A 20,553-nucleotide genomic window follows, 5' to 3' on the forward strand; every position below is an offset into this window, starting at 1 on the left:
AAACCAGTCCAACTTTCGGGGGCTAGTTCACTACACCCATTTTGGGGGTCTTTCTTAATGACGCCCTCAGCGCGCACTGGAGTCGATTTCAGCCCGGAGCTGGGGGGGCGTCACTACCTAAAGAGCACGTCAGGATTGGTTTACAGGGCAGCCTAAGTAAAGACAGCCTCACCGACTAAACAACAGGCTCTGACCTCCATTGATAATATAAGGGTAGCCTGCGTTTGCTAGCCGATTGGATAAACCCTGAGTACGTTGAGCTGCATGGAAATCAACGAGAAATTTCAAAAGCAATTGAACGAACAGGTCACCGCAGAGCACCAGGCTGCGCTGGTCTACACGCAGCTGGCTTACGAGCTGGATCGCCTCTCCTTCGACGGCATGAGCAGCTGGATGCAGGCGCAGGCTGACGAGGAGCGCGAGCACGCTCAGAAGTTCGCGCAGCACCTGCTGGACCGCGACGCGCGCGTGGACATCGAGACTGTTGAGATGCCTTCCCTGAAGATCTCCACCCCGCTGGACGCCTTCGAGGCATCCCTCGAGCACGAGCGTAAGGTCTCCGCGCTGATCCGCGACCTCGTGAAGACCGCCGACGAGGTTGGCGACATCGACTCCCGCAACCTGCTGAACTTCTTCCTGGAGGAGCAGATCGAGGAGGAGGCCACCGTCAGCGCCATCATCGACCGCATCAAGCTGGTGGGCAACGATGGTTCCGGCCTGCTGCGTATCGACGCGGAGCTGGGCAACCGCTAGCAGCCATTACGAAGGCCACTCAACGGCCAATAGCAAAAGCCGACTGGGATTTTCCTCCCAGTCGGCTTTTCGTGTTCAGTGCAGGCCGCTCCTCCGCTTAGAGCAGGCCGCTCCCTCCCACTTAGAGCATGCAGCTCACGCAGCCCTCAACCTCCGTGCCGGTCAGGGCCGTCTGGCGGAGGCGGATGTAGTAGATCGTCTTGATCCCCTTGCGCCATGCGTAGATCTGCGCGCGGTTGATATCGCGCGTGGTGGCGGTGTCCTTAAAGAACAGGGTCAGCGACAGGCCTTGATCCACGTACTTCGTGGCCACAGCGTAGGTGTCGATGATCTTCTCGTAGCCGATCTCGTAAGCGTCCTCGTAGTACTCCAGGTTCTCGTTCGTCATGTACGGAGCCGGGTAGTACACGCGGCCGATCTTGCCCTCCTTGCGGATCTCAATCTTGGAGGCGATCGGGTGGATCGAGGACGTGGAGTTGTTGATGTAGGAGATCGAACCCGTCGGCGGGATGGCCTGCAGGTTGCGGTTGTACAGGCCGTGAGCCTGCACGTCTTCCTTCAGCTGCTGCCAGTCCTGTGCGGTGGGCACGTGGATGCTGGAGTTGCCGAAGATCTGGCGCACACGCTCCGTCTTCGGGGCGAAGTCGGCCGGATCGTAGCGGTCGAAGAACTCGCCGGTGGCGTACTGGGAGTTCTCGAAGTTGTGGAACTTCTCGCCGCGCTCCTGGGCGATCTTGTTGGAGGCCTTCAGAGCCTCGTACATCACGGTCGCGAAGTAGGCGTTGGTGAAGTCCAGCGCCTCCTCAGAACCGTAGTGAATGTGCTCGCGCCCCAGGAAGCCGTGCAGGTTCATCTGACCCAAACCGATGGCATGGGAGTTGTCGTTGCCCTGGCGCACCGACGGCACGGAGTCGATGGAAGTCTGGTCCGCCACGGCGGTCAGGCCACGGATGGCGGTCTCGATGGTCTTGGAGAAGTCTTCCGAATCCATCGCCTTCGCAATATTCATGGAGCCCAGGTTGCAGGAAATATCGTCGCCGATCTTCTTGTACGTCAGGTCAGCGTTGAATTCCGACGGGGTGGAGACCTGCAGAATCTCGGAGCACAGGTTCGAATGGGTAATGCGGCCTTCGATCGGGTTGGCCTTGTTAACCGTGTCCTCGAACATGATGTACGGGTAACCCGACTCAAACTGGATCTCCGCCAGAGTCTGGAAGAATGCACGCGCGTTGATCTTGGACTTACGGATGCGCGGATCCTCCACCATCTCCTCGTAGTGCTCGGTAATGGAGACGTCGGCGAACGGCTTGCCGTACACGCGCTCGACGTCGTACGGACTGAACAGGTACATGTCGTCGTTGCGCTTGGCCAGTTCGAAGGTGATGTCCGGGATCACCACGCCCAGCGAAAGGGTCTTGATGCGGATCTTCTCGTCCGCGTTCTCGCGCTTGGTATCCAGGAAGCGCAAAATGTCCGGGTGGTGCGCGCTCAGGTAGACCGCACCGGCACCCTGGCGGGCACCCAGTTGGTTGGCGTAGCTGAAGGCATCCTCCAGCAGCTTCATCACGGGGATCACACCGGAGGACTGGTTCTCGATGTGCTTGATCGGCGCGCCGGCCTCACGCACGTTCGACAGCAGCAGAGCCACACCGCCGCCGCGCTTGGATAGCTGCAGCGCGGAGTTGATGGAGCGGCCGATGGACTCCATGTTGTCCTCGATGCGCAGCAGGAAGCACGAAACCGGCTCACCGCGCTGCTTCTTGCCGATGTTGAGGAAGGTTGGCGTTGCAGGCTGGAAGCGGCCGTCCATGATCTCGTCGACGAGGTTGGACGCCAACTCGGTATCCCCCGCCGCCAGGCCCAGCGCAACCATGCACACGCGATCCTCGAAACGCTCCAGGTAACGGCGGCCGTCGAAGGTCTTCAGTGTGTAGGAAGTGTAGTACTTGTACGCACCCAAGAACGACTGGAAGCGGAACTTCTTCGCGTAAGCCTGCTTGAACAGAGACTTCACAAAGCTGAACTCGTACTGATCCAGCACCTCAGGGTCGTAGTACTCGTTGTCCACCAGGTACTTAACCTTTTCTTCCAGATCGTGGAAGTAAACGGTGTTCTGGTTGACATGCTGCAGGAAGTACTGGTTTGCAGCCTCGCGGTCCTTGTCGAATTGGATTTCCCCTGCATCGTTGTACAGGTTCAACATCGCGTTCAGAGCGTGATAATCCAGCTGCTCCCGCTGGTCAACGGGCTCCTGGACGGTCTTGCCAAGCTCGGTGCCAGTCATATGTATGCGTCTCCTCAAAAACTCGCGCTAAGAAAAATGCCTCGCGCTCGTGTGTTCGTTTCGATTCTAATCAGTGCCCCGGACATGTGCGGGGCGGGTGCGAAGCAGGTGTTCTATTCCCCGTTTCACGCTTGCCGTGTCAGCTCGCCAGATCCCACCGGCCCTCGTGCCGCAGGGAGGCCTCAAACTCCGCCAATCCCTCACGCACTCGGTGGACGTCCTCCTCCGTTCCCATCAGCTCAAAGCGGTACAGGTACGGCACCTGGCACTTAGCGGAGATCACCTCGCCGGCCTTGGCAAAGTCCGACCCGAAGTTAATGTTCCCCGCGGCGATCACCCCGCGCAGCCACTTGCGGTTTTGCTCCACGTTGAGGAACTTGATTACCTGCTTTGGAACTGGTCGGGCGTAGTCGCCTGTCATTCCCGCTCCCCCGCCGTATGTCGGCACGACCAAGACATGCGGTTGGTCGACGAGCAGTGGGGCGTCATTACGCTTTAGAGGGATGCGGGAGGAAGGCAACCCGAGCTTGCGCACGAAGCGGTGAGTGTTCTCCGTCGTGGAGGAAAAATACGTGATTAGCATTGAGCCTCATTCAGACAGTGGCGCGCGCAAAAATAGTCCCCACCTGATAGACGGTGAAGGCGAAGCGACGCGCGGGGGTTAAGCAGCCTTGGCGGTCAGGGAACGAATGCGATCCGGGCGGAAGCCGGACCAGTGATCTTCACCGGCGACAACCACGGGAGCCTGCAGGTGACCCAGCGCCATTACGTAGTCACGAGCCTCATCGTCGAGGCTGATGTCAACGAGCTCGTACTCCAGACCGGCCTTATCGAGGGCCTTCTTGGTGGCGTTGCACTGAACACATGCGGGCTTGGTGTAGACGGTGATCATGGTGGCTGTCATTCTCCTGGTTCGTGGGCGCTATCAGTGTTGGTCTTTGTCAGTCTTTACGCTGGCCGTAGCAACGACCTCGGCGGGCGATAGTCAGGCGTACTGTGCCTTCATCGCCCCTCATCGACTTGCTTAAGACTACACATCACATGCGTGTAAGACAACCGCTAAAACACAACATTTTGGGGCTTCCTTAAAACTGAAACACAATATCTAGTAGTTACATCTTGAGTATTCGCAGGTGGGGAAAAATCCCACCACTACATCTAGCCACATAAAAAACATGTTTGTAATTTCAAAGCCGGGATTTGAGACAAAGAATCCCCCGCCTCCGCGGTGCTTTAAGCACTCTCAGCGGAAGACGGGGGAAGTGGAACCTTGTGGTTCTTAGCCCTGGCGAGCCTTGAAGCGGGGTTCCTTCTTGTTGATCACGTAGACCTTGCCGCGGCGACGAACGACCTGAGCGCCCGGCTTGTTCTTCAGCGACCGAAGGGACTTGCGGACCTTCATCGGGCGCTCCTTTCCTCATCGACTTTCTTACATCGCCAGGCAGTACAGGCTAACAGGCTAAAGCCCGCTTATGCCGCCCGGCACAAACACAAACGATGAGTTTACCCATCGCCGACTCCAAAACCAAATAAGTGCAAATAGACTACCCGAGCACCCCGCACTCCCCTGCGGACTAGCATCTAACCCATGAGCCCTTCCGCAAACCAGCCGAACCACACCCCCGACAACCCCGGCAGCACTAGCAGCGCCGAGCGCCCGGGCGCGCGCCCGCTACACGCGCAGATCATCGCAGAGTTGGGAGTGCGCCCCACCATCGACCCCGCCAAAGAGGTAGAGCGTCGCGTGCAGTTCATCGCCGACTACATGCAGGCCACGGGAGTTCACGCCCTTGTGCTAGGAATCTCCGGCGGCCAGGATTCCACCCTGGCGGGAAGGCTGTGCCAGCTGGCGGTCGAGCGCCTCAACCAGGAAGGCACACAAGCCCAGCAGACAGAGCAAGCAGATACTCCCCAGCCCTACCGCTTCTGCGCCGTGCGGCTGCCCTACGGAACCCAGGCGGACGAGGAAGACGCACAGGTGGCGCTGAAGTTTATCGCGCCGAGTATGGGCGTCACAGTAAATATCAAGGGCGCAACCGACGAATCGGCGCGCGCGGCGAGCGAGGCCCTCGGCATCGCGCAGGTTAGCGACTTCAACAAGGGCAATATCAAGGCGCGCGAACGCATGATCGCGCAGTACGCGCTGGCAGGCGAACTCGGCGCGCTGGTGGTCGGCACGGATCACGCGGCAGAGGCAGTCACCGGCTTCTACACCAAGCACGGCGACGGTGCGGCGGATCTGGTGCCGCTGGCGGGGCTCACGAAGCGGCAGGGTGCGGCGCTGCTGCAGCACCTCGGCGCCCCGGACAGCACGTGGCAGAAAGTGCCGACCGCGGATCTGGAGGAAGACCGCCCCGCGCTCCCCGACGAGGAGGCGCTGGGCGTGACGTACACGCAGCTCGACGACTACCTGGAGAGCACCAACGGCGCTGCCGACATCGACCCGCAGGTCGCCGAGCACATCGAGAAGCTATGGTTCCGCTCGCGCCACAAGCGGCACTTGCCAGTCACCCCGCACGACGAATGGTGGCGCAGCTAGGCCCCCACACCGCTGAGCCGTGGCGCAGCTAGAAAACGAACTGATCCAGAATCAGCGCGGTAAACGCCAAGAACCAGGCGATAACCACCACCAGCGGCATACCCAGCGCGGAGTGCGGAACATCCTCCCCCGCCTCGCGCCGCTTCTCACGCTGGATGTGCACCAACGTCATCACAAACATCGGTAGGGTCGCCGCCCACACGGCCATGCAGTAAGGGCACAGCGCGCCGATGGAGTAGATCGCGGAGTAGGCCAGCCAGTGCACAAACACCACCCCCAGAGCCAACCCGACCAAGGTGCAGTACCACATCCAGCGAGGAAGTTTCGCGCCGACGATCAGTATCACGGCGAGGGTCATCATCACCGGGAAACCGATCATTCCGATAAATGGGTTTGCGAATCCAAACGTAGCCGCCTGATCCGAGGCCATCACATCCGTACACGAGATGACCTCGTTGAAAGTACACGCCGGCTCGAAGTTAGGATCCAGCGCCATCTGCAGCTTGTCGTGCATGATCAGCGTGGAGAAAACCAGCCCGATCGTGGATAGCACCAGGAAGGTGTAGCCGAAGCGTTTGGTAGCACCTAGACCGTTCATGTGCTCGCTCTCTTTATTTACTGACGCCCTCACGTCCCACTGCGCTCACATCGGCGCTTTCAGGCGCGGAGTGAACCGGTTTGGGGTCGCCGTCCATCGAGGAACTGGGCGATTTCCAACGAGGTTAGATTAGCACGGTGGATAACCCAGCAAATACAACAAAACCCCAGCTCATTTCTGAACTGGGGTTTGTGTTCTGTGGAGCTAACGGGATTCGAACCCGTGACCCCCACACTGCCAGTGTGGTGCGCTACCAGCTGCGCCATAGCCCCGTTGCTCTTTGCAAGCGAACGGGTCTAAAGCTACAACACTAGAATTGAGTTCTCCAAATCGCCTGGTGGCAATGGGGTAACGCGCGGGCGCTACTTACCTTCCAGCGCGACCGGAACCCAGGAGCTCAGGGTCTGGTCCGGGTTGGACGGCGGATCGAAGCGCTTGCCGTCCTTGTACAGCAGTGGCGAGGAAACGTCACCCTCGCGCTTCTCGACTTCCTTGCCGTTCTTCTGGGCGACCTTCACGCCGTCTTCCTTCACGGACTCGTTGCGGATCTTTTCGACCACATCGTCATTCACGCCGATCTTGTCGGCCGCGTTAGCTAGGTCTTCCCAGCTCCACTGGCGGGCAACGGTGGATTGCTCCTCCATAATCAGGCGGTGGATGTTCCAGAAGGCATTCACGTCGCCGGCCTTAGCCACGGCCCAGGCAACGGACGCACCACGGGTGGAAGGACCGGTCTCATCACCACGGTCCAGGAAGTTCAGAAAGTTGAACTTCACCTTCAGCTTGCCCTCTTCCAGCGCACTCTTCAGATCCTCGCTGGATGCGGATTCCAGCTGTGCACAGTAGTGGCAGCTGAAGTCCTCGAAGACCTCGACGGTCGGCACGTCGTCGCCGGCGTTTTCCGACTCCAGCGTGACGGTGCTCTCGTCGGTGGTCATCTTCACATCCACCTTGTCATCCGGCAGGGTGATGTTATCGACCTTGTGCTGCTGGTTGTTGTACACAATGAAACCGATGGCTACGGCTGCGATAACGAGGATCGCAATGATTCCCCACAGGAAGCCATTGCCCCCTTTTGAAGCGTTAGGGGCCTTGATCTTCTGGCTCACTGAGCGTTCCTTTCGAGATGATGACGTGTCTACTGGGCATGAGGGTATCGCAGTTTTCTGGCAATACCCTGAATCGACCCCGTGATTTTACGCATACCTGCAGGGAACCGCGAAGTTATCCGAGCACGCCGTCGACGACGACCTGCGCTTCCTCCAGCACCTTGTCCAGGTGCTCGGCGCCGTTGAAGGACTCCGCGTAAATCTTGTACTTGTCCTCCGTGCCACTTGGGCGGGCGGCGAACCAAGCATTTTCGGTGGTCACCTTCACACCACCGATGGCCGCGCCGTTGCCCGGCGCCTCGGTCAGGATTGCTTCGATCTTCTCGCCCGCCAGTTCGGTGGCCTCCACGTCACTGGCGCTGAGCTTCTTCAGGCGTTCCTTTTGCTCGCGGTTCGCCGGAGCGTCGATGCGCTTGTACTGCGGCGCGCCCAGCTCCTCAGCTAGTTCCTTGTAGCGCTCGGACGGGCTCTTGCCGGTCGTTGCCTTGATTTCGGACGCCAACAGGTCAGCGATAATACCGTCCTTATCGGTGGACCAGACCTGCCCGTCGCGGCGGAGGAAGGAAGCACCTGCCGATTCTTCTCCACCAAAGCCCACGGATCCGTTGACCAGGCCCGGCACGAACCACTTGAACCCGACCGGCACTTCCATCAGCTTGCGGCCCATGCGCGCCACCACGCGGTCGATCATGGAGGAGCTGACCAGGGTCTTACCCACGGCGGCATCCTGCGGCCAGTTCTCGCGGTGGCTAAAGAGGTACTCGATAGCGACGGCGAGGTAGTGGTTCGGATTCATCAGGCCTGCGTCTGGGGTGACGATTCCATGGCGGTCGGAATCGGCGTCATTACCAGTAGCGATGCCATAGGAAGTAGAACCGGCGCCCGCGACCGCATCGACCAGAGAGGCCATCGCGGACGGCGAGGAGCAATCCATGCGGATCTTGCCGTCGGAGTCCAAGGTCATGAACCCGAAGGCCGGGTCGATGGTGGGGTTAACGACCGTAAGGTCCAGGCCGTGCACGTCGGCGATGCGCTCCCAGTAGGCAACGGAGGCGCCACCCATCGGGTCGGCGCCGATGCGCACGCCCGCGTTGCGGATGGCCTCAATGTCGATAACCTCCGGCAGGGCGGCAACGTAGTTGCCCAGGTAGTTGTGGCTTTCCACCAGCTCGGTGGAGGTGGAGCGCTGCACGCCGGACAGATCCGCATCCAGGTACTCGTTGGCGCGGCGGGCGATCCAGCTAGTGGCATCGGTATCCGCCGGACCGCCGGTCGGAGGGTTGTACTTAAAGCCACCATCGCGCGGCGGGTTGTGGGAGGGGGTGACGACGATACCGTCGGCGCGGCCAGCGTCGCTGCCCTCCGGGCCGCCGGGCAGCTGCTTGTTGTATTCCAGGATGGCGAAGCTGACCGACGGGGTGGGCACGAAGCCACGCTCCTGGTCGACCTTCACGGTCACCTGGTTGCCGGCCAGAACCTCCAGCGCGGTGGCCTCGGCGGGCTCGGACAGGGCGTGGGGGTCGCGGCCAATGAAAACCGGGCCGTTGATCCCCTGCTCGCGGCGGTAATCAACGATGGCCTGGGTGGTCGCCAGGATGTGCGGCTCGTTGAAGGCACCGTCGAAGGCGCTGCCGCGGTGGCCGGACGTGCCGAAGCTCACGCGCTGGCCCGGGTCAGCCAGGTTCGGAACCGTGGCGGAGTAAGCCTCCAGCAGGGCGGGAATGTCGGTGAGGTCGTCGGGGGTGGCGGGCTGGCCAGCACGTGGGTGCATGATGTTTCCTTCGGTCGGTGCCTGAAAGCATTTTCTTGCTACTCACCATTTATCGTGCCCGATTCCGGCGGGTTTTTCAGCGCTGTCGCCGCGCCCTTCCACCCCGCCCTCGCCCCTGTCGCTACTCCTTGCCACAACCACTGCCGTTACCCGGCAATTGCAAACAGCCTCAACGAATTTGTCTAAACTCTTCTTCCTCACTTCTTTACAGGCGTAACCTCTGTAGTCCATGCAAGACGTTTCCTTCGCCGAATCCCTCCAGAACACTCTGGACAAGATCGACCAGTTCATCTGGAGCCAGTGGCTCCTGATCCCCTTACTGCTGCTCACGGGCCTGTGGCTGACTATCCGCCTGGGTGGCGTGCAGTTCCGCAAACTGTTCGTCGCCCTGCGCCACGGGCTTATCGACAGGAACGATGAGGGCGGCGAAGGTGACATCACCCAGTACCAGGCGCTCACCACTGCGCTGGCCGCAACTGTCGGCGTGGGCAACATTGTGGGTGTGGCCACCGCCATCTCCATCGGCGGGCCTGGCGCGCTGTTCTGGATGTGGATCACCGGCCTGGTGGGTATGGCCTCTAAGTACTCGGAGGCTTTCCTGGGCGTGCGCTTCCGCGTGGCCGATTCCAAGGGCAATGTCTCCGGTGGTCCGCAGCGCTACCTTTCGCGGGGCATCCCGGGTGGCCTGGGCACGTTCCTGGCGTGGTTCTTCACCATCGCGGCCATCATCGCCTCCTTCGGCATCGGCAACCTGACGCAGGGTAACGCCGTTGCTGCGGGCCTGGAAGACACCTTCGACGTCAGCCCTACCGTCACCGGTGCGGTGATGTTCGTGCTAGTCGGCGCGGTTCTCCTCGGTGGCATTAGCTCGATCGGCAAGGTGACCTCGGCCTTCGTTCCACTGATGATTCTTATCTACATTGGCGGCGGCATTGTGGTGCTGGCTTTGCACGCAGGCGACATCCCGAATGCTCTGGGGCTTATCTTTAATGACGCCTTCACGGGAACCTCTGCCACCGGTGGATTCGTAGGCTCGGGCATCATGCTGGCTATGCAGATGGGTGTGGCCCGCGGCATTTTCTCCAACGAGTCCGGCATGGGCTCGGCGGCAATTGCAGCGGCTGCGGCGAAGACCACCCACCCAGTGCGTCAGGGCCTGGTCTCTATGACTCAGACGTTTATCGACACGATCATCGTGGTGACCATGACCGGCCTGGTGATCGTCACCACCGGCGTATGGGATACGGGCGAGGAAAATGCGGCAAACATGACGGCCCAGGCCTTCAGCAAGGGCATTGGCTCGGAGTGGGGCGGCACCATCGTCTCCCTCTCCGTCGTGTTCTTCGCCTTCTCCACGATCCTGGGATGGTCCTACTACGGCGAGCGCAACGCGGAGCGCGCTTTCGGCTCCTGGGCTTCCCTGCCCTACCGCATGCTGTTTACCTGCGTGGTTTTCGTCGGTGCTACCACGGAAATCGGCCTGGCCTGGACCTTCGCGGACATCGCCAACGGCTTGATGGCACTGCCGAACCTGGTGGGCATGCTGATCCTCTCCGGACTCATCGCCCGGGAGACCAAGGCCTACCTGGACTTCGACCCGACCCTGCGGGCGCGCCCGGAGGATGTGGAGAAGTTCCTGGTGGATACCAAGAACCCCTGGCGCAGCGCACTGTAACCAACACTCTATAACCAGCGGGCTATAACGCCGCCCACTAGCTGGCGCAGGTGAACTCCACGGTGAGGGCGATCGTACGGTTCGAATCGTCCTCCACCGGGGTGCCTTCGACAACATAGTTGTCGCCCTGGCGCTTCACCGTGGCCGAGCCGGCGTGGTCGTCGTCGATCTCGTATTCCACGTCCTTGTATTCGAAGTCCAGGGACTCTAGAGCGGGCTGGTCGGTGTAAATGTCGATGTCCAGCTCATTGCGGTCATCATCATCCTTGCCGAAGTCGACCTCTAGCACTTCGCGTCCGTCGTCCTCATCCAATTCGCAACGCACCGGGGAGAACAGTTTGGTATCAACGGGCTTCCCATCGACGGTGATCCTGTGGAGTTTGCTGCCCGAGCTTCCCTCGGCGGGGGCTTCCTGAGTATCGCGGGACTGCTCCGACTCCCCAGGAGAATCAGAAGAATCAGAAGAATCAGTAGCTTCGGAAGCCTCAGCGCTTTCCTGCACCGTGGTGGTCACGGTCTCCTTCTCTGCAGCGTCGTCGCCGGAATCATCAGACGCGCAGGCAGCAGCTGAGATACCCAGTGAAGCCGCCACTACTACTGCGGCGCTGCGGCGAGCGATGCGCGAAGTGGGACGAGCGATTTGCGAACTTGCGGTTTTCTTAGCGAATCTTAAATACCTCATCGCGCCCCACCGTAGCAAAATTCATTTTCCGCAAACCTCGCACAGAGATTAGTGATCTGGATTACAGTCGCGGACATGACTTTCGCATCGCAGCACGGCCTCAATGCCCCTCTGACACCCCTGCGCTTCCTCCAACGCTCCGCGCAGGTTCACCCCAATAAGATCGCCGCGGTCGACGGACCACGGCGCATCACTTTCCAAGAGTTCAACGAAGACGCACAAGCCTTCGCCCACGCGCTGATCGCCGACCAGGTGGCCGAGGGCGACCGCGTGGGCATTCTCGCTGCTAATAGCTACGAGGCTCTGCTCGCTCAGTTCGCCGTGCCGCTGGCTAATGCGGTGACGGTGCCGATCAACACCCGCCTCGCACCCAAGGAAGTTAACTACATCCTCGACCACTCCTCCATCGACGTCCTCATCGGTGAGAAGGAACTGATCGACCCCATCCTCGCCAGCGGTGAACGAGACCTGCGCCGAGCCGTGTACATCGCCGACAAGGAAGGCGTAGAGCCCCCGGTTGAAAACGGGGCAACTGACGCGCAGGGGGCGTCACTAGTAACAACATTTAGCGACTACCTGGCCGGGCACCGCAACGAAGAGCCACTGCCCTACCGCGTGCACGACGAGAATGAGACCATTGCGATCAACTACACCTCCGGCACCACCGGAAAGCCGAAGGGCGTGATCTACACCCACCGCGGCGCATACCTGAACGCGCTGGGGCAGGCGCACACGCAGCACTTCAGTCACGACACCGTGTACCTGTGGACGCTGCCGATGTTCCACTGCTCCGGCTGGTGCACAGGCTGGGCGGCAATGGCCGTCAGCGCAACCCAGGTGGCGCTGCGCGCGGTACGTGGCCCGGAGATGTGGGAGCTGATCCGCACCGAAGGTGTGACTGCCATGTGCGGCGCCCCGGCAGTGCTCAACACGCTGGTAGATGACGAAAACAAACGCCGCGTGACGAACCTGCGCGTCACCACCGCGGGCGCGCCACCAAGCCCCACAACCATCACCCGCTGCGAGAACATCGGCGTGGAGGTTACCCACGTGTACGGCCTGACCGAGAGCTACGGGCCGTTCACCGTCTGCGAGGCGCAGCCCGAATGGGCGGACATGACGGTTCGCCGCCGTGCGGTTCTGAAGGCGCGCCAGGGCGTGGCGTCCATCACCAACGAAGACGTCCGCGTAATCCAGCCGACCGAAACCCTAGACGAAGCGCTGGTGGACGTGCCCGCCGACGGTGCGACACTGGGCGAGATCATCCTGACCGGCAACGGCATTATGGCTGGATACTTCAAGGACGAGGAAGCCACCGCGCATGCCTTCCGCGGCGGCTGGTTCCACACCGGCGACCTCGGAGTAATGCACCCCAACGGCTATATCCAGCTGATGGATCGTGCCAAGGATGTGGTAGTTTCCGGCGGCGAAAACATCTCCACCATCGAGGTCGAGCAGGCCGTTATCAGCCACCCGGATATCTCCGACTGTGCAGTCATCGGCGTACCAGATGAGAAGTGGGGCGAGCGTCCGCGCGCATACGTGACCCTGCGCCCGGAGGCCCGCGGCGGAGACGAATCCGCTTTGGAAGAGGCCGTGATCGCCTACTGTCGCGCGCACATCGCCGGCTACAAGGTGCCGCGTGACGTGCGCATTCTCGACGAGCTGCCTCGCACCTCCACGGGTAAGGTCCGCAAGAACGAACTGCGCGAGGAAGCGTGGGCGGGCCACGAGCAGAAGATTAACTAGGTACGGTGTTGGCCGTTAACCCACTATTCGCCCGACCTTTCCTTACCCGCTGCTTTTAGGCTGGTTGCTGGTCACGCGCACCTTTTACCCTTTGTCTTTATGGGTAATAAAGGTATTTTCTCTCGACGCCGATTCTTCAAAGCACTAGGCTTCAGCGCCGGTTCTGCAGCCTTCGTGGTAGGGCCGCTTGCGAAGGCCGGTGCGGCACCAGGCACAGGCGGTTCCAGCCTGTCGGGCAGTGGGTTGGCCGGGAGTTCAGCCCTGGGATCCGCTAGCACTCCAAACTTGGCGGGGTCGGCGAGCTTCACCCCAAGCAACATCGGCAGCTCCGAGACCGGCTGGGTTATGGGGCACAAGGGCACCGGCCCCAACGGCGCTTTCCTTGCCGGTGACCTGCAAGTAGTCACTGTTACGGAGGATTCAGCGACGATTAGCTGGCTGACGTGGGACGCAAAGGTGAGCATCGCTGAGCGCCCTGTGGGCATGCCGACCGAAGGCACGCTGCGCGTATGGCCGGAAAATAACCCGCAGGATACGAAGATTGTGCGCTCAGAGAAGAACACCTTCTTCCACATCATGACTATCGAAGGCCTACAGCCGGAGACCAAGTACCGCTTCAGCGCCTCCTCCCACGGCATCGAAGCCAACGCGACACACAACTACTTCCAGGAGAAGAAGAAAGAGTTCACCACCTTGCCTAAATTGTCCGGCGAGGTACTGCAGACCGTGGTCGTGGCGAACGATGTGCACATGGGTGAGGCTCAGGATGGCCTGTGGTTCGATAGCTTTCCACCGCCGGCGGTACCCAACCCGAAATCCGCACCCTACCCGGAGGTGTGCCTGGATGCGGTCATTAAGACCGCTGAGGATTGTGGCGCTACACACCTGTTTGTCAATGGCGATGTCACGAGTGAAGCCCGCCCGGCCGAGGTACGGCGTGCCAAGGAAATGTTGGATACGTTCTCCGGCACATGGCGCGTAACCCGTGGCAATCACGACCGGCCGCACAAAGCCGACGACACCTCCGGTTACGAAACCGCCACCCCCTACGGCAAAGAACACTTCGACCCCTTCGGGGACGTCTTCGAGCCGCGACAGCAGGCCTGGATGATGGACCTGGAGCCGGCGGGCGTGCGCGTGATCGGCATTGATTCCACGGAGCTAGATAAATCCGGTGGGCGGATCGAACCACAGCAATTCCGGCAGATCGAAGGCTTCTTGCGCCGCGATCCGAACAAGCCAACCGTGCTTCTGCTGCACCACCCCATGACGCGCGAGGCCGGCTGGTCGAACGCAGCCGGACCTGCTTTTATTCTGCGTGACCCGGATCTGATCCGGCTGCAGAAGATGATCCAAGCGGCGCCGGGCGTGAAGTTGGTGCTGGCCGGCCACACTCACCGCGCTCATCGAGATAAGCCGGACGTCGATACCCACGCAGTATTCCTGGAAACCCCCGCGGCGAAGAACTGGCCCACCGGAGCCACCCAGCTGCGCTTCTACTCCGACGGCATTGCGGTGAACTTCCGCCACAACATGGGAGAGGAAGCCCTGGACTGGGCCAGCCGTACCCGCTGGACCAACTTCGGCCTGGCGCCGGAGATCCTGCTGGGGCCGACGGACGCACGCAACCTGGTGGTGCGCTATTAGCGCCCCTCCCCTTTGATGCCCCCCTATATACCAGCGCCCTACCTGCTGGTGAGTTCTAGCAGCTACAGAACCATCGCCGCGATCCAGCCGGCGATCAGCAGCGGAATATTAAAGTGCAGGAACGTCGGGATCACGGAATCCCGGATGTGGTCGTGCTGGCCATCCGCGTTCAGACCCGACGTGGGGCCTAGGGTCGAGTCGGAGGCCGGGGAACCGGCGTCACCAAGAGCACCCGCAGTACCCACAATCGCCACGGTGGCGAGCGGCGAGAAGCCCATCGATGCGCACAAAGGCACGTAGATCGTTGCGACAATCGGCAGGGTGGAGAAGCTCGAGCCGATGCCCATGGTGACCACCAGGCCGACCAGCAGCATCACCAGGGTGGCGGCGGCCTTGTTACCCGCGAACAGGTCGGCGGAGGTGTTGACCAGGCTTTCGACCTCACCGGTGGCCTGCATGACCGCGGCGAAGCCCTGGGCGGTGATCATGATGAAGCCGATCAGAGCCATCATGCGCATACCGGCGGTGAAGACATCGTCAGCCTTCCTCCAATCGACCGCGCCGGTGCCCATGAAAATCGTCAGACCAACCAGGGCACCAACCAGCAGCGAATCGGCCTCCATGTCCATCGCCTGCATAACGACCTGCACGGCAAAGGTGGCGATGATCGCAACGACGGAGACGATGATTTTGTAGCGGGAGACCTCCCCGGCCGGGTCGGTCTCGACCTCCACAATCGGGCGCTCCTCGTACTCGCGCGGCTTGCGGTAGGTGATAAAGACCGCGATCAGTAGACCCGCGAGCATGCCCAGCGCCGGGATGCCCATGGCCTTCATCACGTTGATGCCATCGGTGCTCATGCCCGCGTTGTTGATATTGCCCAGCAGGATGTCGTTCAGGAAGATCGAGCCGAAGCCCAGCGGGATCCACATGTACGTGGTGATCAGGCCGAACGTCAGGATACAGGTGACCAGACGGCGGTCCAGCTGCAGCTTGTTGAAAACGCTCAGCAGCGGCGGGATGATCAGCGGAATGAACGCGATGTGCACGGGGATGAGGTTCTGGCTCATCACGGCCATCGCGAGGATGCCGGCCAGCATCAGCCATTTCGTTACAGCAGCGGCGCGGCTCTTTGTTTCTTCGTTAGTGACGCCCAGTTTCCCCAGCAGAGAGTCCGCCAGAAGCTTGGGCAGTCCCGCGCTGGCGACGGCCATCGCAAAGGCACCGAGCAGGGCATAGCTCAGCGCGATTTTCGCGCCGCCGGAGAGGCCTTCCTGGAAGGCCACCATCGTGGCATCAAGGCCAAGGCCGCTGAGGAGACCACCGACGATAGCTCCGATGAAAAGCGCCAGAACCACATGCACCCGAAGCAGGGCGAGGGCCAGCATGACGACGACGGCGACTAGGACTGCATTCATGCACCTTAGAATAGTGTGAGAGGTCAGACAATAGGAAATTCCAACGGTGACTGCTTCTCGTAGCGCCGCGTCTGGCCAGCCAAACGAGCCGCAATATTGACCCCGCTGAGCTTGCGCGCCTGCAAGAGGAAGTTCCGGCCCTCCTGGCTGCGGGTGTACACCGCCCGCATCGGCAGGCCTACGCGCTGGAGTTGGCTCAAGAATTCATCCACGTTCTCCCGGCGCGTGCCGAGCACGTCGGGCACCGACTGGGCACAAAAGATGCCGCGGATGCGGACTTGATGCGCGGGCGCGATGAGGTAGCGCGCGTTGCGGACTTCCCCGGACAGCTGGGTCATGGCGTCCGCAAAAAGCTTCCTTTCGGCGAAGGTCCCGCCGGACAGGCGCACATTCGCCCCGATGGCGCCTTCGTCGACGATGGCCACGAGGTTGCGGGTTTCGATCAAGCCGAGGGTGCTCAGCGTGCGCGCCAGAGCCGTGGCCTCGGCTTTCAGGCGCTTGCTGGTATCCGTCAGTTGTTGGACCTTCCGGGTGCGCATCAGTACCGCCGCACCGCCGAGCAGCGCAAGCACCCCGAACGCCAGCCATTGGCCCCCGACCGGGAGGTGCGGAAGAACGCGCCCCACTGCCAGGCCGAACATGACCGCGAGGAAGAAGATGTAGCCCAGGATAACGTCCAGGAAAGGCACCACCCCGGCCGATGCGGGCTTTTCGACATCGATGTTGAACTGCATCTCGTAGGGCTGGCCATCCGGCACATTCCCCATGCCCAGGGCCTCTAGCCACTGGTTACGCATGAGGTCCCGGCGGAAGGCCCGGGCCAGCATCTGTTCGTTGGCGGCATCGATGCTGCGATAGGCCCGCAGGGGTGGCTCGGTGAAGCAGCGGTCGAAGCCGTTCTCGATCACCGGCGCATCGGCGCGCGGCGCGACGAAAGCCTCGAAGCGCTTCTGCAGCGAACGCACGTCGTGCGAGCCCAGCACGTCCAGGGACTCCCCCGCGCCGATGTTTAGCGCCTGTGCCCCGCTCTGTGCCACCTGGTCGAGCCACTTCCCGCGCCCGGAACCTTGGCTCGGTTCGCACGTTGCGATGTGCCAGATATTCGCGGTCTTATCTGGAACGGTGGGATCCACCCGGATCACCCGGCCGCGCATCTGGTTGGTCAGCATAAACGCCCGCACGGAGCTGGCGATGATGAGCGCGTTGGCGCAGGGCGAATCCCACCCCTCCCCCAGCAAGGCGGCGGTGCCCACCAGGATCGTGAACAATCCTTCCTGAAAGGCGCGGGTAATGGCGGGCACGGATACCCGCGTACCGCCGGAAAAGCGCACCTCCACATACTCGTCATTGAGGTCCTTGGCGGAGGCGACTTCCCCGTCGAGGTGCGCCGCGAAGCGCTTCACCTGATCCAGCGCCGAGCGCGGGATGACGACCACCGAGCCGCTGATGGCGGCGATTTTTGTGGTGCCGCCTACCCGCCGTCGCAGTGCTTCGAAAATGGGGATGACGCCCACGTGGACCAGGGCATCGTCACTGCCCACGCTGGACAGGTAATCCCGCTGAACGTAATCCGCGAGGATCACCATGCGCAGACTGTCGGACATCGCGGAGACTTCTTCTTCGGCAATGTCACCGACGGCGCGGATCTTGCCCGCGGAATGGGTGAGGATGCGATTGACCTTCTTCTCTCCCGTGACGGAGATCTTCCCCTTGTTCAGCAGGTTGTTGGCCCGCAGTGAAGAGGCCACCGTCGGGCTGGCGCGGAAGAAGTCGGGATGGTCGATGACGAACTGAAGCCCCAGCTCGCCGGAGAGTTCCGGGCGCTTTTCGCTGAGTATCGCCTGGATATGCGGTGCTATCGGGTGCCCAGCAGCGGCAAGAAGGATTTTAAGGGCGTAGAAATTCTCCTCGTCGTCGAGGACAACCTGCAGCTGTTCGTCCGTGAGTTGGCCGAGGTCCTCTGCCAGTTGCGCCAAGATGCCCTGCCGTTGCAGGCCCATTAGCACTTCGTTGCCACGCCGACGCAGCTCGGCGATTTCCTGTTCTTCTTCCCGACTGGGCTTCGTAACGTAGACGTAGTCCTGATGCGGGCACAGGTTACCGGCGGCCACGAGTTCCGGGGCGAAGATCTCCTCGTCGATAGGGCCGCATAGCTGCTCGTAGCGCTGCCATTCGCTGGGGGTGGAATCATACGGCGGAGTGGCCGTGAGCGCGATGGTGTTGAGCACTGCTTTTCGGCGACCCAACTGATCCATGAAGGCTGTCAGGGCGCGGTGCCACTGGGAGCGCAGATGGTGCGCTTCGTCGAGGCACACCGTTCCGATGTCGCGAACCGCTTCGAGAATGTCGAGGTCCGCGAAGTCCTCTCCCGTTTCCTCGTCGAGCGCCTGAGCATATGCGGAGTACAGCGCCTGGTAGGTGATGACCGTGAGGAAAGCCGGGTTGTGTAGCGAGGTGGAACACCATTCCCGCGGGTTCGATGTGTCGTTGTGTTGAAAGTGTGCCGCGAAACGGTCGATCCACTGGTCGCGGATGGTGATGGTGGGAGCCAGGATCAGGGCTGGTTGGCCGAGGCGGCAGATGAGTTCCAGCCCGAGAATCGTTTTGCCCGACCCGGGAGCGGCGACAATGTGGATGCGGTGATCCTGCTTCAGGTCACCGAAGCGTTCGAGGATGCGCTGCTGATACGGCCGGAAGGTACCGGCAAAGCGCCAGCTGGGTTGCGGTTGTGGATCGGGCGCTGCCATGCGGGCAAGTCTAACCGATCAGGTGTTACTCATGAGGAGGCTTAGCGCCACCTCCAGGTTCAGACACAGAGAAACCCCAGCTCATTTCTGAGCTGGGGTACTGCTTTTGGTGGAGCCGCCGGGAATTGAACCCGGGTCCTTTGCGACCTCGCCAGGGCTTCTCCGTGCGCAGTTCGCACGTGACCTCTGCTCGACCCTCCAGCGCTCACGAACCAGCCTGGATGATGGGCCCAGTTGCTCGAAAGGTGTCCCACACGGCCCAAGCAACAAAGCCGTGCGGCAAGTCCCTTAAGTCGATGCCAGCTACCGGGTCAGGGACATACCCGGGCTGACAGACACGCGGTCGCTGTAATTAGGCAGCGAGGGCGTAGTCGCGCTGAGTGTTCTCGGCGCTTATAAATTCGCAGCGACGCTTAAAATCGGTGGTCGTCTGCCTTCACCGGCACGCTTCCCCTGGCTCAATGCACAAAGTCGAAACCAAGTCGACCCCATGATTCCTGCTGCGGAAACGCTTGTACAACAGGAAATCTAACCTTACACCCGCGTGTGGCGCTGATTCAAGAATCTGTCTGCTCTTCTTGCCACTTCGCCTTGCGCTCCTTGGACTTCTTGTTGTTCTTCACCGCCATTAGCCCGACCGCAATGCCTATCACGACAGGCACCCATACCTTGCTGTAATCCGCCATGAATTCCACCACGCGCAGAATCGGCTCCATCCATTCGGGCATGTGCCAGTCCGGCCAGGGAATCGAGGGAAGGTTGATCTCCGGCCACGGAATCGACGGCAAGTTAATCTCCGGCCACGGGATCGACGGAAGATTAATGTCCGGCCACGGGATATCGATATCCCAGTCCGGCACGAAGCTCAATAGCCACGAGATCAATCGCGAAACTAACGGCCCCAGCACGATCACTGCCAGCGCCCAACCGCCCTTCCCCAGGCCAGTAATCAGGGGAAAGAACCAGCGCTTAAACGGCGACTCCTCCATCGCCTCCCAGCGCTTCGCTGCCCGCGAGCCCCCAGGCGGGTCGAAGTTCACCACCCCTTCGTCGTCTTTTACCTTGACCTCGATCATCCAGCTGTCGAGAAAGTTCGACGTCCACCCCAGGTACGGCGCACTGAGCGTCATCTCACCGCCATATTTTCCAGCCTTAACGGTCGCCTCGCTTTTACCCAGGTCAATCTTCTGATTCTCGAGGCTCTTGTACCTTGCGATCGTTACCCCGTCGCGACGCACGAGTAGCTGATGGTTCTTATCGAGGTCGTCTAGTTTCTCTGCCAGCTTCTTGTGGAGCTTCTCGCTGTCTTCTTTTGTGGACGCCCTCTCGTCCCCCGCATCACCCTCAGCTACCTCTTCTGCCTCCGGCGCGGCACTGTTTTCCGCGTCAATTTTCTTATCGGACGCGGGGAAGTCCGGGTCGATTCTCCGCAGTGCATCCGGCTCGCCGATAAAGAGCTCAAGCAGCCCGAACTCAGGATGCTTAAGGGACCAATGCTCGACGTCGTCATTTTTCACACGCCCGAAAGTATCAAAACACAAACCCCCCGTTCAATAGAGGTCTCCTATGCGTTACCGCACC

The 20,553-nt window shown here is 61.0% G+C and carries 16 protein-coding genes, 1 tRNA gene and 1 other RNA gene; 5 read left to right on the forward strand and 13 right to left on the reverse strand.

Annotated elements, in window-relative coordinates:
• The first annotated feature begins 264 nt into the window (after window positions 1-264).
• On the forward strand, window positions 265-753 hold the full coding sequence (locus HMPREF3166_RS00070; protein WP_049049676.1) for a ferritin: 489 nt from the start codon (window positions 265-267) through the stop codon (window positions 751-753).
• Between the two features lie 121 nt (window positions 754-874).
• On the opposite strand, the gene nrdE is transcribed toward HMPREF3166_RS00070, so the two are convergent.
• The 4 genes from nrdE to ykgO all read right to left on the reverse strand — a co-directional run bounded on the left by nrdE (window position 875) and on the right by ykgO (window position 4,439).
• On the reverse strand, window positions 875-3,037 hold the full coding sequence (gene nrdE, locus HMPREF3166_RS00075) for a class 1b ribonucleoside-diphosphate reductase subunit alpha (RefSeq protein ID WP_083293765.1): 2,163 nt from the start codon (window positions 3,035-3,037) through the stop codon (window positions 875-877).
• A gap of 139 nt (window positions 3,038-3,176) precedes the next feature.
• Window positions 3,177-3,620: a class Ib ribonucleoside-diphosphate reductase assembly flavoprotein NrdI gene (gene nrdI / locus HMPREF3166_RS00080; RefSeq protein WP_035005017.1), complete on the reverse strand. Its 444-nt coding sequence runs from the start codon at window positions 3,618-3,620 to the stop codon at window positions 3,177-3,179.
• 78 nt (window positions 3,621-3,698) lie between these two features.
• Entirely contained in the window at window positions 3,699-3,929 is a 231-nt protein-coding gene (gene nrdH, locus HMPREF3166_RS00085) for a glutaredoxin-like protein NrdH (protein ID WP_011273153.1), read from the reverse strand.
• A 387-nt stretch (window positions 3,930-4,316) separates the two neighbouring features.
• Window positions 4,317-4,439, reverse strand: coding sequence for a type B 50S ribosomal protein L36 (gene ykgO, locus HMPREF3166_RS00090; protein WP_005511141.1), 123 nt, complete (start codon window positions 4,437-4,439; stop codon window positions 4,317-4,319).
• 186 nt (window positions 4,440-4,625) lie between these two features.
• Between ykgO and nadE the strand changes: the two genes are divergently transcribed.
• The gene (gene nadE / locus HMPREF3166_RS00095; protein WP_080722703.1) at window positions 4,626-5,576 is read left to right on the forward strand and encodes an ammonia-dependent NAD(+) synthetase; all 951 of its coding nucleotides are present in this window, start codon (window positions 4,626-4,628) and stop codon (window positions 5,574-5,576) included.
• Between the two features lie 28 nt (window positions 5,577-5,604).
• On the opposite strand, the gene HMPREF3166_RS00100 is transcribed toward nadE, so the two are convergent.
• From HMPREF3166_RS00100 to pgm, 4 genes are all read right to left on the reverse strand, one after another.
• Window positions 5,605-6,174: a vitamin K epoxide reductase family protein gene (locus HMPREF3166_RS00100; protein ID WP_070487176.1), complete on the reverse strand. Its 570-nt coding sequence runs from the start codon at window positions 6,172-6,174 to the stop codon at window positions 5,605-5,607.
• A gap of 199 nt (window positions 6,175-6,373) precedes the next feature.
• Window positions 6,374-6,446, reverse strand: a tRNA-Ala gene (locus HMPREF3166_RS00105).
• A 90-nt stretch (window positions 6,447-6,536) separates the two neighbouring features.
• Entirely contained in the window at window positions 6,537-7,283 is a 747-nt protein-coding gene (locus tag HMPREF3166_RS00110) for a DsbA family protein (RefSeq protein WP_049049674.1), read from the reverse strand.
• A gap of 115 nt (window positions 7,284-7,398) precedes the next feature.
• On the reverse strand, window positions 7,399-9,054 hold the full coding sequence (gene pgm, locus HMPREF3166_RS00115) for a phosphoglucomutase (alpha-D-glucose-1,6-bisphosphate-dependent) (protein ID WP_070487177.1): 1,656 nt from the start codon (window positions 9,052-9,054) through the stop codon (window positions 7,399-7,401).
• A 229-nt stretch (window positions 9,055-9,283) separates the two neighbouring features.
• Between pgm and HMPREF3166_RS00125 the strand changes: the two genes are divergently transcribed.
• A complete protein-coding gene (locus HMPREF3166_RS00125; protein WP_070487179.1) occupies window positions 9,284-10,729 on the forward strand; it encodes an alanine/glycine:cation symporter family protein in 1,446 nt (481 codons plus the stop codon).
• Between the two features lie 37 nt (window positions 10,730-10,766).
• On the opposite strand, the gene HMPREF3166_RS00130 is transcribed toward HMPREF3166_RS00125, so the two are convergent.
• Entirely contained in the window at window positions 10,767-11,321 is a 555-nt protein-coding gene (locus HMPREF3166_RS00130) for a lipoprotein LpqH (protein WP_070487180.1), read from the reverse strand.
• A gap of 165 nt (window positions 11,322-11,486) precedes the next feature.
• On the opposite strand from HMPREF3166_RS00130, the gene HMPREF3166_RS00135 reads away from it, so the two are divergent.
• Window positions 11,487-13,160: an AMP-binding protein gene (locus HMPREF3166_RS00135; RefSeq protein WP_070487181.1), complete on the forward strand. Its 1,674-nt coding sequence runs from the start codon at window positions 11,487-11,489 to the stop codon at window positions 13,158-13,160.
• 99 nt (window positions 13,161-13,259) lie between these two features.
• A complete protein-coding gene (locus HMPREF3166_RS00140) occupies window positions 13,260-14,807 on the forward strand; it encodes a metallophosphoesterase (protein ID WP_246816879.1) in 1,548 nt (515 codons plus the stop codon).
• A 62-nt stretch (window positions 14,808-14,869) separates the two neighbouring features.
• On the opposite strand, the gene HMPREF3166_RS00145 is transcribed toward HMPREF3166_RS00140, so the two are convergent.
• The 4 genes from HMPREF3166_RS00145 to HMPREF3166_RS00160 form a co-directional block, all read right to left on the reverse strand.
• Window positions 14,870-16,225, reverse strand: coding sequence for a Na+/H+ antiporter family protein (locus tag HMPREF3166_RS00145; protein WP_049049667.1), 1,356 nt, complete (start codon window positions 16,223-16,225; stop codon window positions 14,870-14,872).
• Between the two features lie 23 nt (window positions 16,226-16,248).
• On the reverse strand, window positions 16,249-18,972 hold the full coding sequence (locus tag HMPREF3166_RS00150; RefSeq protein WP_070487183.1) for a DEAD/DEAH box helicase family protein: 2,724 nt from the start codon (window positions 18,970-18,972) through the stop codon (window positions 16,249-16,251).
• Between the two features lie 107 nt (window positions 18,973-19,079).
• Window positions 19,080-19,462, reverse strand: a transfer-messenger RNA (tmRNA) gene (gene ssrA, locus HMPREF3166_RS00155).
• Window positions 19,463-19,529: 67 nt separating this feature from the next.
• A complete protein-coding gene (locus tag HMPREF3166_RS00160; protein WP_070487210.1) occupies window positions 19,530-20,489 on the reverse strand; it encodes a hypothetical protein in 960 nt (319 codons plus the stop codon).
• Window positions 20,490-20,553: the final 64 nt, after the last annotated feature.

The organism is Corynebacterium sp. HMSC08A12 (assembly GCF_001807485.1).
Classification (GTDB): Bacteria; Actinomycetota; Actinomycetes; order Mycobacteriales; family Mycobacteriaceae; genus Corynebacterium; species Corynebacterium evansiae.

Coding starts and splice junctions, on each gene's coding strand:
- HMPREF3166_RS00070 (WP_049049676.1), top strand. CDS start 265: ATGGAAATCAACGAGAAATTTCAAAAGCAATTGAACGAACAGGTCACC.
- nrdE (WP_083293765.1), bottom strand. CDS start 3,037: ATGACTGGCACCGAGCTTGGCAAGACCGTCCAGGAGCCCGTTGACCAG.
- nrdI (WP_035005017.1), bottom strand. CDS start 3,620: ATGCTAATCACGTATTTTTCCTCCACGACGGAGAACACTCACCGCTTC.
- nrdH (WP_011273153.1), bottom strand. CDS start 3,929: ATGATCACCGTCTACACCAAGCCCGCATGTGTTCAGTGCAACGCCACC.
- ykgO (WP_005511141.1), bottom strand. CDS start 4,439: ATGAAGGTCCGCAAGTCCCTTCGGTCGCTGAAGAACAAGCCGGGCGCT.
- nadE (WP_080722703.1), top strand. CDS start 4,626: ATGAGCCCTTCCGCAAACCAGCCGAACCACACCCCCGACAACCCCGGC.
- HMPREF3166_RS00100 (WP_070487176.1), bottom strand. CDS start 6,174: ATGAACGGTCTAGGTGCTACCAAACGCTTCGGCTACACCTTCCTGGTG.
- pgm (WP_070487177.1), bottom strand. CDS start 9,054: ATGCACCCACGTGCTGGCCAGCCCGCCACCCCCGACGACCTCACCGAC.
- HMPREF3166_RS00125 (WP_070487179.1), top strand. CDS start 9,284: ATGCAAGACGTTTCCTTCGCCGAATCCCTCCAGAACACTCTGGACAAG.
- HMPREF3166_RS00135 (WP_070487181.1), top strand. CDS start 11,487: ATGACTTTCGCATCGCAGCACGGCCTCAATGCCCCTCTGACACCCCTG.
- HMPREF3166_RS00140 (WP_246816879.1), top strand. CDS start 13,260: ATGGGTAATAAAGGTATTTTCTCTCGACGCCGATTCTTCAAAGCACTA.
- HMPREF3166_RS00145 (WP_049049667.1), bottom strand. CDS start 16,225: ATGAATGCAGTCCTAGTCGCCGTCGTCGTCATGCTGGCCCTCGCCCTG.
- HMPREF3166_RS00150 (WP_070487183.1), bottom strand. CDS start 18,972: ATGGCAGCGCCCGATCCACAACCGCAACCCAGCTGGCGCTTTGCCGGT.